Annotated in this window: 11 protein-coding genes; 4 read left to right on the forward strand and 7 right to left on the reverse strand. The window is 63.0% G+C overall.

Annotated features, from left to right (window positions below; genetic code table 11):
- Window positions 1–4: 4 nt before the first annotated feature.
- The gene (locus ACA027_RS21630) at window positions 5–1,510 is read right to left on the reverse strand and encodes a class I adenylate-forming enzyme family protein (RefSeq protein WP_370680242.1); all 1,506 of its coding nucleotides are present in this window, start codon (window positions 1,508–1,510) and stop codon (window positions 5–7) included.
- A gap of 25 nt (window positions 1,511–1,535) precedes the next feature.
- A complete protein-coding gene (locus tag ACA027_RS21635) occupies window positions 1,536–2,528 on the reverse strand; it encodes a tripartite tricarboxylate transporter substrate binding protein (RefSeq protein ID WP_370680243.1) in 993 nt (330 codons plus the stop codon).
- 123 nt (window positions 2,529–2,651) lie between these two features.
- Between ACA027_RS21635 and ACA027_RS21640 the strand changes: the two genes are divergently transcribed.
- Window positions 2,652–3,434 carry an IclR family transcriptional regulator gene (locus ACA027_RS21640; protein WP_370680244.1) on the forward strand — a complete coding sequence of 261 codons (783 nt, stop codon included), beginning with the start codon at window positions 2,652–2,654 and terminating at the stop codon, window positions 3,432–3,434.
- Window positions 3,435–3,658: 224 nt separating this feature from the next.
- Window positions 3,659–4,195, forward strand: a complete 537-nt coding sequence (locus ACA027_RS21645; RefSeq protein ID WP_370680245.1) for a MerR family transcriptional regulator — start codon at window positions 3,659–3,661, stop codon at window positions 4,193–4,195.
- 66 nt (window positions 4,196–4,261) lie between these two features.
- Here ACA027_RS21645 and ACA027_RS21650 read toward each other — a convergent pair whose 3' ends face one another.
- The 4 genes from ACA027_RS21650 to ACA027_RS21665 all read right to left on the reverse strand — a co-directional run bounded on the left by ACA027_RS21650 (window position 4,262) and on the right by ACA027_RS21665 (window position 12,950).
- Window positions 4,262–7,006 (reverse strand): glycoside hydrolase family 2 TIM barrel-domain containing protein, encoded by a 2,745-nt coding sequence (locus tag ACA027_RS21650; RefSeq protein WP_370680246.1) that lies wholly within the window; start codon window positions 7,004–7,006, stop codon window positions 4,262–4,264.
- 262 nt (window positions 7,007–7,268) lie between these two features.
- Window positions 7,269–10,025, reverse strand: a complete 2,757-nt coding sequence (locus ACA027_RS21655; RefSeq protein ID WP_370680247.1) for a glycoside hydrolase family 2 TIM barrel-domain containing protein — start codon at window positions 10,023–10,025, stop codon at window positions 7,269–7,271.
- 415 nt (window positions 10,026–10,440) lie between these two features.
- The gene (locus ACA027_RS21660; protein ID WP_370680248.1) at window positions 10,441–11,454 is read right to left on the reverse strand and encodes a LacI family DNA-binding transcriptional regulator; all 1,014 of its coding nucleotides are present in this window, start codon (window positions 11,452–11,454) and stop codon (window positions 10,441–10,443) included.
- Window positions 11,455–11,633: 179 nt separating this feature from the next.
- Window positions 11,634–12,950, reverse strand: a complete 1,317-nt coding sequence (locus ACA027_RS21665) for a dicarboxylate/amino acid:cation symporter (RefSeq protein WP_370680249.1) — start codon at window positions 12,948–12,950, stop codon at window positions 11,634–11,636.
- Window positions 12,951–13,143: 193 nt separating this feature from the next.
- On the opposite strand from ACA027_RS21665, the gene ACA027_RS21670 reads away from it, so the two are divergent.
- Both ACA027_RS21670 and catB read left to right on the forward strand, forming a co-directional pair.
- Window positions 13,144–15,840: a PAS-domain containing protein gene (locus tag ACA027_RS21670; RefSeq protein ID WP_370680250.1), complete on the forward strand. Its 2,697-nt coding sequence runs from the start codon at window positions 13,144–13,146 to the stop codon at window positions 15,838–15,840.
- 137 nt (window positions 15,841–15,977) lie between these two features.
- Complete coding sequence (catB, locus tag ACA027_RS21675; RefSeq protein WP_370680251.1) at window positions 15,978–16,619, forward strand: type B chloramphenicol O-acetyltransferase; 642 nt, start codon at window positions 15,978–15,980, stop codon at window positions 16,617–16,619.
- A 70-nt stretch (window positions 16,620–16,689) separates the two neighbouring features.
- Here catB and ACA027_RS21680 read toward each other — a convergent pair whose 3' ends face one another.
- Window positions 16,690–17,328: a LuxR C-terminal-related transcriptional regulator gene (locus tag ACA027_RS21680; RefSeq protein ID WP_370680252.1), complete on the reverse strand. Its 639-nt coding sequence runs from the start codon at window positions 17,326–17,328 to the stop codon at window positions 16,690–16,692.
- Between the last annotated feature and the right edge of the window lie 76 nt (window positions 17,329–17,404).

Genomic DNA, 17,404 nt, shown 5'->3' on the forward strand with positions numbered 1-17,404 from the left:
TTTCTCAATTGCTCTGGATGGCCAGCTCGCGCACGGCGGTCTTCAGCACCTTGCCCACGGGCGAGCGCGGCAGGTCCTGGTGAAAATGAATGCGCTTGGGGGTCTGCACCGGGCCCAGTTGCTCACGCACAAAAGCGATGAGGTCGGCCTCGCTCACCTGCTGCTGCGGGCGCAGCTGCACGGCGGCCTGCACGCACTCGCCCCATTTGTCATCGGGGATACCGAAGACGGCGCACTCGTGCACGGCAGGGTGCTTGCCGAGCGCGTTCTCGACCTCGACGGGATAAACGTTGAAGCCCCCGGTGATCACCATGTCCTTGAGGCGGTCCTTGAGGTAGAGGTAGCCGCGCGCATCAAACATGCCGCGATCACCGGTGTGCAGCCAGCCATCGACCAAGGTCTCGGCCGTCTTCTCGGGCAGCTTCCAGTACCCGCTCATTACCAGCGGCCCCCGGGCCACCACCTCGCCCACTTCTCCGACCGGCAGGATGTCGCCCTGGGGCGACATCACAGCCACATCGCTGTACCAGGTCTTGCGGCCCACGGCTGCCCAGTTGCGCTCGTCCTCGAAATCTTCCGGGCGCATCACCGTCAGAATCTGCGGCGCTTCCGTCTGGCCGTAGGTGGTACCCAGCACCGGGCCAAAGAATGCACGCACCTCGCGAATCTTTTCGGGGGGCATGGGCGCTCCGCCGTAGATCAGGCGCTTGAGCTGTGGGAAGTCCGCGCGGGATGCGCCTTCCAGCGCCATCAGCATGTACACCAGCGTCGGCGGCATGAAGCAGACCGTGCCGCCGCGCTCCTTGAAAGTGCGGTGCACAGCAGTAGCACCCACGCCCTCCATGATCAGGTGGCAGCCACCTTGCGCCAGGATGGGCAGGACATAGGTCGAGGTGCCGTGGGTGATGGGGGCAGCCATCACATAGCGGTCGTGCTCATCAAAGCCCCAGGCATGGATCTGGTTGACGATGTTGGTCATCCAGGCCCGATAGGGTTGCATCACGCCCTTGGGCGCACCGGTGGTGCCGCCCGTGAACTTGATGGCCTGCGTGGCGTCGTCGGGCAGCGAAAACACCGGCGCCAACGCACCAGCGTGCGTGGCCATCAGCTGCGCCAGCGTCGTGCCCTCTTGCGCACTGTCACCAATCAACACGCGCTGCGCCGTGCGCTCCGTCACCAGGTGGGCATAGGCCGCATCGACCACCACAATGCTGGCGTCGATGGCATCCGTCACGCGGCGAATCTCGGGCTGCGTGCTCTTGGGGTTGAGCGGCACCCAGACCTTGCCGCAAGCCAGTACGGCCAGCAGCACCACGATGTGGTCTGCGCTGTTGCCCGCGCAGATGCCCACGCGCGACTGCGGCATGGCATCCAGCGCCACCAGGCCTGCCGCCGTGGCACACACGCGCTCGGCGAGTTCCTGGTAAGTGATGCAACCCTCGGGCGCATCGATCGCCACACGCTGCGGCCAGCGCGCAGCTGCGCGCCAGAAGAAATCTATCGGGTACATGGAATCTCTCTCGAACGGGGAAAAATCACTCGACCGTGGCGCCGGATGCCTTGACCACGTCACGCCAGCTCACCACCTGGCTGGCGACCAAATCACGCATCTCGCCTGGGGTGCTCAGCGATGCAGTGGCGCCCATGTCCGCCAAACGCTGGCGCACGGAAGCATCTGACAGCGCTTTGTTCAGCGCGGCATTGGCCTTGACGACGATGGCCTGCGGCGTGCCGGCGGGCGCAGAAAGCCCAAACCAGGACTCCACCTCGAAACCGGGAATCCCCGACTCCGCCACCGTGGGCACATCGGGCAACAGCGGCGATCGTTCCTTGCTGGTGATGGCCACGGCTCGCAGCTTGCCGCTCTTCACATGGCCGATGGCCGAAGGCGCGTTGTCGAACATGGACTGCACCTGGCCGCCCAGCAAATCGGTAATGGCCGGCGCACTGCCGCGGTACGGCACATGCAACATGTGGATGCCGGTCTTTTGCTTGAACATCTCGCCCGACAGGTGAATCGACGAACCGCTGCCGGAAGAAGCAAAGGTGATGCCGTCCTTGGACGTCTTCGCAAACTGGATGTAGTCCTGCACGGTCTTGACCGGCAGCTGGGGAGTGACCACCAGCAGGTTCGGAATCTTGGCGATCATGCCGATGTGCTCGAAGCCCTTGACCGGCTCGTAGCCCAGCTTCTTGTAGAGTGTGGCATTGATCGTGTTGGCAATCACATAGACATACAGCGTGTAGCCATCGGCCGGCGATTTGGACACCACCTCGGCCGCCACATTGCTGTTCGCACCGGTGCGGTTTTCCACAATGATGGGCTGACCCAACTCGGTGCCCAGCTTGTGGGCCACCAGGCGGGCCACCACATCCGTGGCACCACCTGCCGCGTAGCCCACCACCAGCTTCACGGGCTTGGTGGGCCACTGCGCCTCCTGAGCCTGAACGGCACATGGCAGTGCTGCGGCAACGCAGGCGGCGCTCAGTGCCATCACAAGGGATCGACGGGGAATTTCTGTCTTCATGTTTGTCTCCTTGGCCTCTGTCATCCGGGCATCTGTCGCTGCGGTTTTTGTCTATGCAGCCGTACCCAGTGCGCCGAATTGTTCTCCTGCATCTCCGAAAAAATGAATGAAAATGTCCGCAGAATGGACAAAATACCCACAGACAAACCCTCTGCCCATGACGACAGCCGCACCCTGCGCCGTGGCCTACAGGTCATGGATGCGGTGCTTGCAGGCCCACCGGAAGGCCTGCGGGTCACAGCGCTGTGCCAGGCAGCCGGGCTGGAAAGGGCCACGGTCTACCGCTTGCTGGCGACGCTGCAGCAAGCGGGCTATGTGACCCAGGTGGCGCGCTTTCACTACGCCCCGGGTGAGCGCTGGGGGCCTTTGGCGCCCTCAGTCCAACAGCGGCAGGACCTGGCCCAGCGCCTGGCCCCCGTGCTGTCCGCCATCAGCACGGCCTGCGGCGATGCGGCCTATGCCGTGGTCCGTGAAGGCGGCCTGTCGCACTGCATCGCACGCCAGATGGGCAGCTATCCCGTGCAGGTGCTGGAGATCCAGGTCGGCACACGGCAACCCCTGGGGGTGGGCGCTGCGGGCCTGGCCTTGCTCTCTGCCCTGTCCGACCGCGAGGCGGAAGCAGTCATCGGCCTCAACACGCCCGCACTGCCGCTGTATGGCGACATGACGCCAGCGCTGCTGCGCCTGCTGGTCGGCGCCACCCGCGAAAGAGGCTGGTCGACCGTAGGCAACCACGCCACCAAGGGCGTACTGGCAGTGGGCATGCCGGTCTACGACACCGGTCGCGAACCGATTGCAGGCATCAGCGTGGCCACCATCGAGGAAAGAATGCCCAAGGAGCGTCAAAAGCAAATCGCCCAAGCCATCCGCAAGGCATTGAAGGCCGCACAGCTCAGTGCCTATTGAGTCGCATATTGAGCAGCAGGCAGCGCGTGCAGACTGCATGTTTTATGTCTTTAACGCTGACCACTCCTGCACAAACAGCTATTGAATTGGATAAACACGCTGGCAACCGACTCCCAAGAGCACCGCGCCGGCCCATGCCCAAAAAATGGCTTGACCCTCACGTTGCGACAGGGACCACAGTGGGCTTCAGAAGGAGAGCGATCCCTGTTTTCAAAGTCGGCGCATTGGCCCAACGCACGGGCCTGACCGTGCGCACCCTGCACCACTACGACGAGATTGGATTGCTTGTGCCTTCGCACCGATCCGAGGCCGGCTACCGCATGTACAACCGCGACGACCTGGCACGCCTGCACCAGATCCAGGCCCTCAAACAACTGGGCTTTGGCCTGGCACAGATCGGTGACACGCTGGCCCACAACGGCGTCTCACTGGAACAGCTCATCGTGCAGCAAATTGCTGCGCTGGACCAGCAGGTGGAGCTGGCAGCACGCCTGCACGCCCAGCTGCTGCGCCCGAAAGCGGTGATGGACCGTGGCGAGACACCGGAGATGGCCGAATGGACCACGCAGGCCCAGGAAACCACGGGTGGCGACCCCGGCCTGCTGATCAAGCTGGGCAGCATGACCCGCAATGAAAGGGCCACGCAGCAGCACAGTGGTATCGACAGCACCTGCGCCAAGCCAGCCTCCAACCCGGTGGCTTCGCACAAGACACGCGGCACCCTCCGACTCCAGCAGGGACGGTCTTCTGCAGCAGCTTGATCTCGAACGCGGTACGAGATCACGACTCACGCCCATACCGTCACTGCCGAAGCACGACACCAGCGCCTACTGCTTGACCACCGAGATGTTGGAGACGATGGCGTCGCCGGCCACACCGTGGAAACCCAGCTGCAAATGGCCGTCCTTCACCGCCACCTTGAAACTGGCCGAGGTGGCCGTATTGACGGCGCCAGCGCGGGCAAAGACGTCCATACCGGCAATCACCTGCGCCCCGTTGGCCATCACGTTGAACACCCGCTTTCCAGCCTCTTTGACCGTAGGCTCAAAAAAGCCCAGCGTGACGGCATAGTCACCGTTGGCCAGCGGAATGTCGTAGCTAAACGAGGGCCCATGGCGGTAGGCATCCCAGACCAGTCCGGTCTCCGGCATGGTCGCAAAGCCCAGGCCTTTGATGCTGCGGGTCAATGTGAAGTTGCTAGGCTTGCCTCCTTCAAAGAAATGGTCGGAGCCGAACTTGTGACTGCCCAGCAGCGGATCGTTCGAGACCAAACCCGAGGCCAGCTGGCCTGCGGCGATGAAGCGGTGGCGCATGGCCTCAGGCGACACATGCCACACCACGGTGTCGGTCTGCAGCTGGGCACCATGCCGGCCTTCGGCCACGAATTCGTTGCGCCCCTCCGACAAAGTCTGCGCCTTGAAAGTGCAGACCTTGGTCGGGCATTGCTTCGCCTCCATGCGTCCCACCATGACGCCGTTGTGCTTGAGCGTCACCGACTGGGCGTTGGAATAGACCTTCACATCGGCCACCGGATAGGCGCGATCGGTGTAGCGTCGGTCCGTGATGTGGGTCACAGCCTCCTTGGACCAATGCGCCTTGTAGAAGAAGAACGGGTCCTTCCTGACTTGCCGGTCAAAGGTGACCAGCCCCTTGGTATTGGTGTAGCCCACATCTCCCTCATGGCGTCTGCCGGAGCCGAAATCAAACATATTCCACGCATAAGTGCCATACAAGAAAGGCCGTGCCGCAATCGCCGCATAGCTCTTCTCGTGCACGTAGCTGGCATAGCCTTCAGGCTGGTAGCAAATTCGCTCGGCCGACGGTGCCCAAGAGCAGATACGGCCACCCAAGGGGTTGTCTGTGTAATGGGTCAGCGCCGCGCCAGCACCGTACTCGGTGAGCCCTACGGGCTTGTCCGAGGTCTCTGCATGCAGCTCGTCCAGGAACTTGCCCAGCAGCTCCGGATCCGTCGTCCCGCCATACCAAAGGAAATAGCGGTTGACCCCGTAGGCGTCTGGAATGTGGCTGAGATTGACCACGGCACCTTCCGCCGCCAGCGTTGTGGAACGTGCCGGATTCTCTGCTTTGGCGAGCCCCTGCAGCGAAAGCATCAAGTCCTTCAAATTGTTGTTGGCATCTGTCTGCCCACATTTTCGACTGTCCAGGGTGACCTCATTACCCAGGGACCAAAGGCCGATGGACGCATGGTTGAAATGCTGGCGGATCATCTCCTGCAATTGCGCACGCGCATTGGCAGCAAAGCCTGTGGTTTCGGGATCCACCGTGCAGGGCACACCCGCAGCGACCACGGAGGCGCTGTTGACAAAAGGGATCTCTGATATCGCCACCAAGCCCAGCTTGTCTGCCTGCTCCAGGGTGTATTGCGAGTGGGGGTAGTGCGGCAAACGCACAGTATTGGCGCCAATCTCCTTGATAAGTGCAATGGACCGATCCGTTTCCGCCCGGCTGATGGCCCAGCCCTTGTGCAAAAAATCCTGGTGCATGCTGACACCCCGCAGCAGCACGGGCTTGCCATTCAGGACAAAGCCTTTTTGCTTGTCAAAGACCATCTGCCGAATCCCGAAGTCCTGGACCACCTTGTCCAGCACGACGCCGCTGGCATCCCGCACTTCGACCACCAACTTGTAGAGGTAGGGATCGGCCAGCCCTTGCCACAAATGTGCCTGCGGTACGGCCAGGGCTTGCTCCACATCCACCTGCGCGCCAGCCTCAAGCTCCACGGTCTGCACACTGGTGTGCTTGACGGTCTTGGCATCGGCCTCCAACAGGGCTGCGCGCACCGTCAAGGGTGTGCGGGTATCCAGCCCGTTCTTGAGCTTGGTACGCACGCTGACCGTAGCCTTGCCATCCTGTATCGCCTGGGTTTGGGCAAATACGCCGGAGCTGCCGAAGTCATCCAGAGCGATATGGGTGCGGCTCGGCGTGCTCAGTAGCAGCACATCCCGGTACAGGCCACCAGACACATTGAAGTCGCCAGCCAGCGGGGCTATGGCGGTGGGGCTGTCGTTGCTCTGTGCCTGGCGGTTATCCGCCTTGACCAGCAACACATTGCGCTGCCCCGGGCGCAACTTGCTGCTGACGTCGTAGCGAAACCGGGTGAAGCCCCCTTTGTGCTGGCCCAGTTTCTCGCCGTTGAGCCATACATCCGTCACCAGACTGGCTCCATCGAACTGTAGCCACCGGGTGGCAGCAGAGGCCAAAGCGCCGGATACCGGGACATCGATTTCCAATCGGTACCAGCCCAGACCGCGCTTATAGCCCACGCTGGCAGGCGTTGTTTGCTCAATCTTGGCCGCATCTATCGCATTCCAGGTGTGGGGTAGCGTGACCGCGCTCCAAGCCGCCGCATCACTGGCCAGCGCTTGTGCATCCGTCAGTGCATCGTCCTGGATGAACTTCCATCCCGCTGCCAGCGTGCTCACGCCACGCACAGCCTCCACGGTCACCGGTGCATTACGGGGGATGCTGCCCGTGGCGGCGGTGGCCGGCAACAAGGCCATCACCAGCGCCACGGCAAGCACCGTGTGTTTGACTTGACAACGAAGAGCCACAGGGATCTCCTTGAAAAAAATAGCAAGTTGATGAGCACCGCAAACCTCAAGCCGACACCTATGCGCTGCAGGACCGGGGAACTTGCACCCGCGTGGCCTGGGAGCTGCTGCGGCCCTGATGGCGGAGCGGAGCAGAGCAGCGCCACCCGCTCTGGATAGCAAGGTTTTCGGCCTTATACGCAGCTCCCCTGCGCTGAGGCAGCTATCTTTTTGACGGACCGCAGGTGGCAGTGCACCCTGCACCGGCGCACTGCCTTCGACCTTACTGTCGGACCACCGAGATGTTGGAAACGATGGCGTCGCCAGCCACGCCGTGGAAACCCAGCTGCAAACGGCCATCCTTCACCGCCACCTTAAAATTGGCCGAGGTGGCCGTGTTAACGGCGCCAGCGCGGGCGAAGATGTCCATATCGGCAACCACCTTGGCGCCATTGGCCATCACGTTGAATACACGCTCGCCAGCAGCCTTGGCCGTGGGTTCAAAAAAGCCCAGCGTGACGGCGTAGTCACCGTTGGCCAGCGGAATGTCGTAGCTGAACGAAGGCCCATGGCGGTAGGCATCCCAGACCAGTCCTTGCTCCGGCATGTCAGCAAGACCCAGGCCTTTGATGCTGCGGGCCAGCGTGAAGTTGCTGGGCTTGCCTCCCGCAAAGAAATGGTCGGAGCCGAATTTGTGGCTGCCCAGCAAGGCATCGTTTGAGACCAGGCCCGAAGCCAGTTGGCCGGCAGCAATGAAGCGGCTTTGCATGGCTTCAGGAGACACATGCCAGACCACCGTATCGGCCTGCCGCTGGCTGCCGTGCTGGCCTTCGGCCACCAGCTCGTTGCGACCAGCCGACAATGGCACGGCCTTGAAGGTGCAGACTTTGAGCGGGCATTGCGCCGCGTCCATGCGGCCCACGGAGGTGCCGTTGTGCTTGAGCGTCACCGACTGGCCGTTGGAGTAGACCTTCACATCGGCCACCGGGTAGGCCCGGTCGGTGTAGCGACGGTCCGTGATGTGGGTCACAGCCTCCTTGGACCACTGTGCCTTGTAGTAGTAGAAGACATCTTTTTTGACCAGCCGGTCAAAGGTGACCAAGCCCTTGGTATTGGTGCCGCCGATATCGCCTTCGTGGCGTGTGCCCGAGCCGAAATCAAACATATTCCACGCGTAAGTGCCATACAGGAAGGGACGGGCCGCAATCGCCGCATAGCTCTTCTCGTGCACATAGTTGGCATAGCCTTCAGGCTGGTAGCAGATGCGCTTGGCCGCACGGTTGCTGGCACAGATACGGCCACCCAAGGGGTTGTCCGTGTAATGGGTCAGCGCCGCGCCAGCACCGTACTCGGTGATCCCAATGGGCTTGTTGGGAGTCTGCGTCTGCAGCTTGTCCAGCAACCTGCCGAGTTCCTGCGGATCATCCCCGCCGTACCAGAGAAAGTAGCGGTTGACGCTGTAGGCGTCCGGAATGGGGCTGAGTGTCACCGCCGGTGCATTGGAGCCGCCTTCCGACGCCAGCGTGGTGATGCGCCCCGGGTCCTCTGCCTTGGCCAAGGCATGCAACGTCCGCAGCAGGCCCTGCACATTGTTGCTGGCATCGTTCTGCCCGCACTTGTGGGGGTCCATGGTGACCTCGTTGCCTATGGACCAGAGACCGATGGAGGCATGGTTGAAGTTCTGGCGGATCGAGGTTCTCAGCTGCTCACGCGCATTCTCCGCAAAGCCCGTGGTTTCAGGGTCCACATTGCAGGACACCCCAGGAGAGGCGACCGAAGCCGCATTGACAAAAGGGATCTCTGCAATCACCACCAGGCCCATCTTGTCGGCTTGCTCGAAGGTGTATGTGGAGTGGGGGTAGTGAGACAGGCGCACGGTGGTGGCGCCGATTTCCTTGATCAGGGCCAGCGACTGATCGGTGTCGGCCTTGTTGATGGCCCAGCCCTTGTGCAAAAAGTCCTGGTGCATGTTGACGCCCCGCAGCGGCACAGGCTTGCCATTCAGGACAAAGCCTTTTTGCTTGTCGAAGTTCATCTGCCGAATGCCAAAGCCCTGGACCACCTTGTCCAGAACCTTGCCCTGGGCGTCTTGCACTTCGACCACCAATTGGTAGAGGTAGGGATCGGCCAGTCCCTGCCAAAGATGGGCCTGCGGCACGGCCAGGGCTTGCGCCACATCCACCTGCGCACCTGCCTCAAGCTCCAAGGTGCGCGCACTGGTGCTCTTGACGGTCTTGGCATCGGCCTCCAGCAAGGAGGTCCGTACCGTCAAGGGTGTGCGGGTATCCAGCCCGTTCTTGAGCTTGGTGCGCACGCTGACCGTGGCCTTGCCGCCCTGTATGGACTGGGTCTGTGCAAAGACGCCGGAGCTGCCCAGGTCATCCAGAGCGATGTGGACCAGGCTCGGTGTGCTCAGCAGTTGCACATCCCTGTACAGGCCACCAGACACATTGAAGTCACCGCTGAATGGAGCAATCGCCGTGGGGTCGGTATTGGTTTTGGCCTCGCTGTTGTCTGCCTTGACCAGCAGCACATTGCGCTGGCCCGGACGCAGCTTGCTGCTGACGTCATAGCGAAACCCGGAAAACCCCCCTTTGTGCTGGCCCAGCTTCTCGCCGTTGAGCCATACATCCGACACCAGGCTGGCTGCGTTGAATTGCAGCCACCGGGTGGCGCCGGAAGCCAAAGCGCCGGAGACCGGAACGTCGACTTCCAGTCGGTACCAGCCAATGCCGCGCTTGTAGCCCACGCTGGTGGACGAGGTCTGCGCCGTGCTGGCCGCATCGAGCGCATTCCAGGTATGGGGCAGCGTGACCGTACTCCACGTTGCGCCATCGCTGGCCAGTGCCTGCGCATCCGTCAGTGCATCGTCCTGGATGAACTTCCACCCCACTGCCAGCGTACTCACCCCGCGCACGGCCTCCACCGTCACTGGCGCCATGCGGGGTTCGCTGCTGCTGCGTGCAGCCATGGCAGATGAGAAGGCCATCATCAACACCACAGCGAGCGCTGTGTGCTTGGCTTGAAAACGAGGGGGCACTTGAAGTCTCCTTGAATAATTGAAGTTGATGAACCACGTAGAAAGCAAAGAAACGCTGGCATGGCTGCGGAGCCGGTGTCTGCCGGCAGCTTTGCCATGCACCCAGCGCTGAAACCGCTCAGCCCCAGGGCTGCAGCCATGCCAGCACAGACCACCACCCCAAACGCGCCCCAGCATCTTTTTTGGTACAAGTTTTGCCAAAAAAAGGAAACCGGTTAACTTTTCATAAAAAGCAATATTTCATTTTCAAGATTGATAATTTCTTTGTACTTTTCAGAAATAAAGTGAACCGGTTAACTTTCTGGGCAAAAAAAATGGCGGTCGCTATGGGCCGCAATGGTGATCGATAAGCCCGCCAAGGGTCAATGGTGAATAGCAAGGATTTTCCCTAGATACAGAGAAAGCAAGCACCAACTTAAAAATCTTGCAATCTCCGGGTGGTGGACTCCCTCACCACCAGCCGGCTGCTCAAAATGCTGTGGCTGGAGACGGGCGCACCCGCAATGACTTCGGCCAGGCGCTGCATGGCCTGCTCGCCCATTTGCTCGCTTTGCATGTCGACGCTGGTCAGCGAAGGGTGCTGCAGCCGCCCATAGGCCGTGTTGTCAAACCCGGCCAAGGCCACCTGCTCGGGGACACGCACACCCAACGCGCGCGCCTCGGCCAGCAAGCCCAGCGCCATCAGATCGTTGAAGGCCACCACGGCATCGGGCAGCGCACCCGACAGCAGCACCTGCGATGCCAGTCGCTCGCCCTCTTCGGTGGTGGGTGATGCGGCATCAAACGCCGTGAACACGGCGTCCTGCCCTTCAAACGCATGCTGCAGTCCGCACCAGCGGACTTCGCTCCACGGTGCGACGGAAAAACCCAGATAGCTGATCTTGCGAAAGCCGCGCTCACGCAGATGCAGGCCCAGCATACGGCCTGCCTGCTCGTTGTCGCAGCTGATGCTGTGCTGGTCGGGCGCCGGCGAGGGCCCACCATACAAAACCACGGGCGTGCCTGCAGCAAAAAGCGCTTCCAAAATCGGGCGGGGCAGCCGTGCGCTGACGATCAAACCATCCACCCTGCGCGCCAGGGCTTGCAGCACGGCCAGCTCGGGCGCCTGGGTTTCTTCGGCATCGGCCACCATCAAATTGAGCTGGGCTGCGGCGGCTGCCCGCGCCGCACCTTTGACCATGCTGGTGAAATGCGGGTTGCGGATGTCCTGCACCACCATGCCGACATTGCCCGTCCGCCCCGTGGTCATGCTGCGCGCCATGGGATTGAGCGACCAGCCCAACTGCTGCACGGCCTTGGCAACCCGCGCTTCCACTTCAGCGCTGAAGCGCTGCGTGCCACTCATGAATTTGGAGACAGTGGCCGTGGAAACTTCTGCGGCCTTGGCCACATCGCGGATCGTGGGGCCGCGCTTGCGGGAGGTCGTCATCGGGTCTTGCGATGGAGGTTCGCGATCTGGCTGAACATCTGGCGCAGTGTAATGGGCCGCTACCCATTGCAAACATGCCGCTGCCACCAGATGCCGGCAACCTCTGCATCAAAAAACCGCCCCGGCTTTGCAGCGGGGGCGGCTCTCATGGAATATCCAGTCAGCAGGGCCACAGCCCATCAGGCATGGTGTGCGTCGGGCTCCGGCATGGTGGCACCGGACAGGGCGGCGTCCAGCTTGTCATGGTCCAGCGCCTTTTCCCACTTGGACACCACCACGGTGGCCACGGCATTGCCGATGAAGTTGGTCAGCGAGCGGCATTCGCTCATGAAGCGGTCCACGCCCAGAATCAGGGCCATGCCGGCCACGGGCACTTCGGGCACCACGGCCAGGGTGGCGGCCAGGGTGATGAAGCCGGCGCCAGTCACGCCGGCCGCACCCTTGGACGACAGCATGGCAACCAGCAGCAGGGCGATCTGGTGGCCCAGCGTCAGATTGATGTCGGTGGCCTGTGCAATGAACAGCGCAGCCAGCGTCATGTAGATGTTGGTGCCATCCAGATTGAAGGAGTAGCCGGTGGGAACCACCAGGCCCACCACGGACTTGCTGCAGCCGGCCTTTTCCATCTTGTGCATCAGCGAAGGCAGGGCCGACTCCGACGAAGAGGTGCCCAGCACCAGCAGCAGCTCGTCCTTCAGGTAGCGGATCAGCTTGATGACCGAGAAGCCGCAAGCGCGGGCCACGGCACCCAGAATCACCAACACAAACAGTGCCGAGGTGATGTAGAAGGTCAGCACCAGCTCGGCCAGGTTCACCAGCGAGCCCAGACCGAACTTGCCAATCGTGAAGGCCATGGCACCGAAGGCACCGATGGGGGCGGCCTTCATCACGATGTTCACCAGCTTGAACACCGGCTTGGTCAGCGATTCCAGAAAGCTCAGGATGGGCTTACCGGCCTCCCCCGTCATGGCCAGCGACACGCCGAACAGCACGGCCACCAGCAGCACCTGCAGGATGTTGTCACCCACGAAAGGGCTCACCAGGGTCTTGGGGATGATGTCCATCACAAAACCGGTCAGCGTCATCTCGTGCGACTTGGCCACATAGCCCTTGACGGCGGTCTGGTCCAAATCGGCCACGTTGATGTGCATGCCGGCGCCCGGCTGCATGACGTTGGCCACGATCAGGCCCACGATCAGCGCCAGCGTGGAGAAGGTCAGGAAATACGCCATGGCCTTGCCGAACACGCGGCCCACGGCGCTCAGGTGGGTCATGCTGGCAATGCCGGTGACGATGGTCAGAAAGATCACCGGCGCGATGATCATCTTGATCAGCTTGATGAAGGCATCGCCAAAAGGCTTCATCGCCGCGCCATACTCGGGCTCAAAGTGGCCCAGCAGCACGCCGACGATGATGGCGAACACCACCTGGAAATACAGCTGACGATAGAAAGGCAGGCGCACCGGATGGGCGGCTGCGGCAGGAATAGCATGCATGGAGCAGGTTCCAATCAACGCAAAAAAAAGCACCACCTCGGTGCATCACTGCCTGCATTGGACTGCTGCCCGTTTCCTCTGCCGATAACCTATTGGTATTAGACGCTGCCGCCTCCCTAGGCAAAATACCGCCACCCAAGGGTAAACACCTAACTCACGCACCCCTGCGTCACCGCACTGCAGCGCCCACGCCATGGCTTCCGACCTGTTCTCTCCCCGCCGCCACCCCTTCTGGACCTTGCTGATCCTGCTGGGTGGCATGGCCCTGTGCATGGCACTGGCCAGCCAGCTGGCCTGGCGCCATGCCCTGCACGCCGAGAGCGCCAATGTGCAGCGCCAGCTGGACCTCTATGCCCAGGCGCTGCTGCAGCGCATTGACCGCTACCGCACCCTGCCCGAGGTGCTGTCGCTGGACCCCGAGCTGCGCGGCGCACTCAGCCAGGCCCTGACCATGCCGCTCTCCGCCACCCAGGTGGAATACCTCAACCGCAAGCTGGAGCAGGCCAACGGCGCCAGCCAGGCCTCCACCCTGACACTGATCGACCGCAGCGGCCGCGCCCTGGCCGCCAGCAACTGGCGCGATGTGAACAGCAATGTGGGCGAAGACTACAGCTACCGCCCCTATGTGCAGCAGGCCTTGAACCAGGGCAGCGGGCGCTTTTACGGCATCGGCATGACCACGGGGCTGGCGGGCTATTTTCTGTCGCGCGCCATCGAGGACGACCAGGGCCGCGTCACCGGCCTGGTGGCCATCAAGATCCTGCTGCACGAGCTGGAGCGCGAGTGGCGACAGATTGACGACACCGTACTGGTATCCGACGCCCACGGCGTGGTCTTTCTGGCCAGTGCCGATGCCTGGCGCTACCGCCTGTTGCGTCCGCTGTCGAAAAGCGACGAGGCCGAGATGAACGCCACCCGCCAGTACGCCGACCAGCCGCTGCACCCGCTGCGCTACCGGCTGGACGAACCCCTGGAGGACGGCGGCATGCTGGCCCGCCTGGACGACCCGCAGCTGCCCGGCCGCACGCTGTGGCAAACCCAGCCCCTGCACGGCAGCCCCTGGCAACTGCACTTGCTGCACCACACCGATGCCAGCACCGCCACCAGCCGCTGGGCTGCCGCTGCCGCCGGCGGCAGCTGGCTGGCCCTGTGCCTGCTGTGGCTGTTTGTGCGCCAGCGCAATCGCCTGGCCCGCTTGCGCCAGCGCAGCCGCCAGGAGCTGGAAACCGTGCTGCACCAGCATGCCCAGGAACTGCGCACCGCCCAGGACGGCATCGTGCAGGCCGCGCAACAGGCCGCGCGCACCACGGACACCGGCCTGTCGCCCAGCCTGGAGCATCTGCCTCAGGGCGTGGTCATCGTTGATGCCCATTTGCTGCTGGTGGCCTGGAACTCCCGCTATGTGGAGCTGTTCCGCTACCCACCGGCGCTGATGCGCGTGGGCCAGCCCATCGAAATCCTGCTGCGCTACAACGCCCGCCGGGGCCTGCTGGGCAGCGGCGATCTGGAAGAGGCCATACAGCGCCGCCTGGAACATTTGCGCAGCGGCAAACCCCATTTGCACGAAAGCGCCAAGGGCGATGGCTCGGTGCTGGAGATCCGCGGCAACCCCTTGCCCGGCGGCGGCTTTGTCACCAGCTATGCCGACATCACCAGCTACAAAAATGCCGCGCGCGAGCTGCGTTCCCTGGCCGACGCACTGGAGCAACGCATCGCCGAGCGCACCCGCGACCTGGACGCCGCCCGCGAAGAGGCCGAGCGTGCCAACCGCTACAAAACCCGCTTTGTGAACGCCGCCGTGCACGACCTGCTGCAGCCGCTGAATGCCGCACGCATGTACACCAGCCTGCTGCCCGCCCATTTGCACGACAGCCGTGGCCGCCAGGTGGCCCACAGCATCGACCAGGCCCTGGCCTCGCAGGACGCCATCCTCACCAGCTTGCTGGACATTGCCCGCATGGAATCCGGCCAGCTGCAAGTGCATGTGCGCGACTTCGCCCTGGGCGCCCTGCTGGAAGTGGTGCAGAACAATTTCGGCATGCAGGCCGAAAGCGAGGGCCTGCAGCTGCGCTGCCTGCCCACGCGGGCCGTGGTGCGCAGCGACGAGGCGCTGCTGCGCCGCATCCTGCAGAACTTTGTCTCCAACGCCATCCGCTACACACGCCGTGGCCGCATCGTGGTGGGTTGCCGCCGCGATGGCGAATATGTGCGCATCGAGGTGCACGACCAGGGCCCCGGCATTCCCGAAAGCCTGCAGCAAGAGGTATTCGAAGAATTCCGCCGCCTGGATGAAGGCCATGCCGACGACCGCGGCACCGGCCTGGGCCTGGCCATCGTCGAGCGCCTGGGCAGGCTGCTGGGCCATGAGGTGGGCCTGCGCTCCCAGCTGGGCAAGGGCAGCGTGTTCTGGGTGCGCGTGCCCCAGGGCAATATTGCCGCCCTGCCCGCGCCCCCCTCACCCAACGATGCCGTGGTCGACACTGGCCCACTGCAAGGCGCCAGTGCCTGGTATGTGGAAGACGACCCCGCCACCCGCGATGCCACCTGCGCCCTGCTGCAGCGCTGGGGCTGCCAGCTGCCTTTTGCTGGCGACGCGGCCCAGGCCCTGGCCCAGGCCGCCCCCGGCAATGCCCCCCAACTGGTGCTGCTGGACGTGCACCTGGGCGCGCACTACGGCCCGGACGTCTACACCCTGCTGTGCGAACGCTGGGGCAGCAGCCCCCCGGTGATTTTGCTCACCGCCGAACGCGACGCCACCTTGCGCCGCCAGGCCGCCGAACGCGGCTGGGGCTTTCTGGCCAAGCCGGTGCGGCCGCCAGCGCTGCGGGCCTTGATGAGCCAGACCTTGGTGCGGGTCAGAGATGGAGCAAGCGGAGCGGACGGAGCGTGAGCCGCCTTGCTTCCGCCCCGCTTTTTGGGGGGGACGGCATTGCAGTGTTTTAGGCCTCTCACGCAGCCTGGTGGCGCAAAGCCAGCTATCAAATCCGGTGCAAAAACCGTCGGTGCCGCTTATGCACAATGCAGACCATGCACAACTATTTTGAGAGTCCCTTCAAAGGCGAGCTGCTGAGCGAGCAAGTCACCAACCCCAATATCCGTGTCGGCCGATACAGCTACTACTCGGGCTACTACCACGGCCACAGCTTTGACGACTGCGCGCGCTATCTGATGCCGGATCGCAGCGATGTGGACCAGCTCATCATCGGCAGCTTTTGCTCGATTGGCAGCGGCGCCTCTTTCATCATGGCGGGCAACCAGGGGCACAGGCACGACTGGGTGTCATCGTTCCCCTTCTTCTACATGCAGGAGGAGCCGGCCTTTGCCAATGCCGTCAACGCCTACCAGCCTGCGGGCAACACCGTGGTGGGCCATGACGTATGGATAGGCTCCGAAGCCATGATTTCGGCCAGCGTCACCATCGGCCATGGCGCGGTGATTGGCAGCCGGGCCCTGGTCACCAAAGACGTGGCGCCCTATGCCATCGTGGGCGGCAATCCCGCCAAGGAAATCCGCAAGCGATTCGCTGAGGAACACATCGCCATGCTGCTGGAAATGCAGTGGTGGGACTGGCCACTGGATGCGATCAAGGCCGCCATGCCCCTGCTCTGCTCGGGTGACATCGAAGGCCTCTTCCGGCACTGGCGCGCTGCAGACATCGGCAAGCGTTGATGCCAGAAAGCGGCTTGCATCAACGCATCCGCAATGCCAAAAGCAAGGCCACAAACCACAGCTGCGGCGCCTACAACTCCTGGTCGTTCTCCAGGCTCTTGACCAGCACCGCCGCCTGGGTGCGTGAGTAGCACTCCAGCTTTTTCAAAATCGCCGTCACATGCACTTTGACGGTGTTCTCGGCCAGGCCCAGCTCATGGGCAATTTGCTTGTTGAGCAGGCCATCGGCCAGGCACAGCAGAACACGGAACTGCTGGGGGGTGAGCTGGGCCAGGCGGGCGGCCAGGGCGGCATCGGCCTCGGAGCGCTCGGCCTCCATGGGCGGAAACCAGCTGTCACCGGCCAGCACCGCGTCCAATGCGGCGGCCATGGTGTCGGCCGGGGCAGACTTGGGAATGAAGCCGGCCGCGCCAAACTGCTGGGCGCGGCGGATGACGCGGGGGTGGTCATTGGACGAGATGATGACCACCGGAATCTCCGGATACTCGCCCCGCACATGCAGCAGCGCGGAAAAGCCGCGCGCGCCGGGCATGGCCAGGTCCAGCAGCACCAGCTCCACCTCGGGATGGGCCTGCAGGGCCTGGCCCAGGGTGGCGGCGCTGGCCGCTTCGACAATGGCATGCTGCGGCAGATGTTCGCGCAGCATGTGAATCACCGCTGCGCGAAACAGGGGGTGGTCGTCAGCGACCAAAAGCGTGGGGGGGAGCATGGTGGCAGTCTGCCATGGCCTTGCCATCCCGGAACAGGCCTGGATCAGAAAATCGCCACCAGACCCGACCCGCCGC

Origin of the sequence: Comamonas sp. GB3 AK4-5 (assembly GCF_041320665.1) — a bacterium.
Lineage (GTDB): Bacteria > Pseudomonadota > Gammaproteobacteria > Burkholderiales > Burkholderiaceae_C > Comamonas.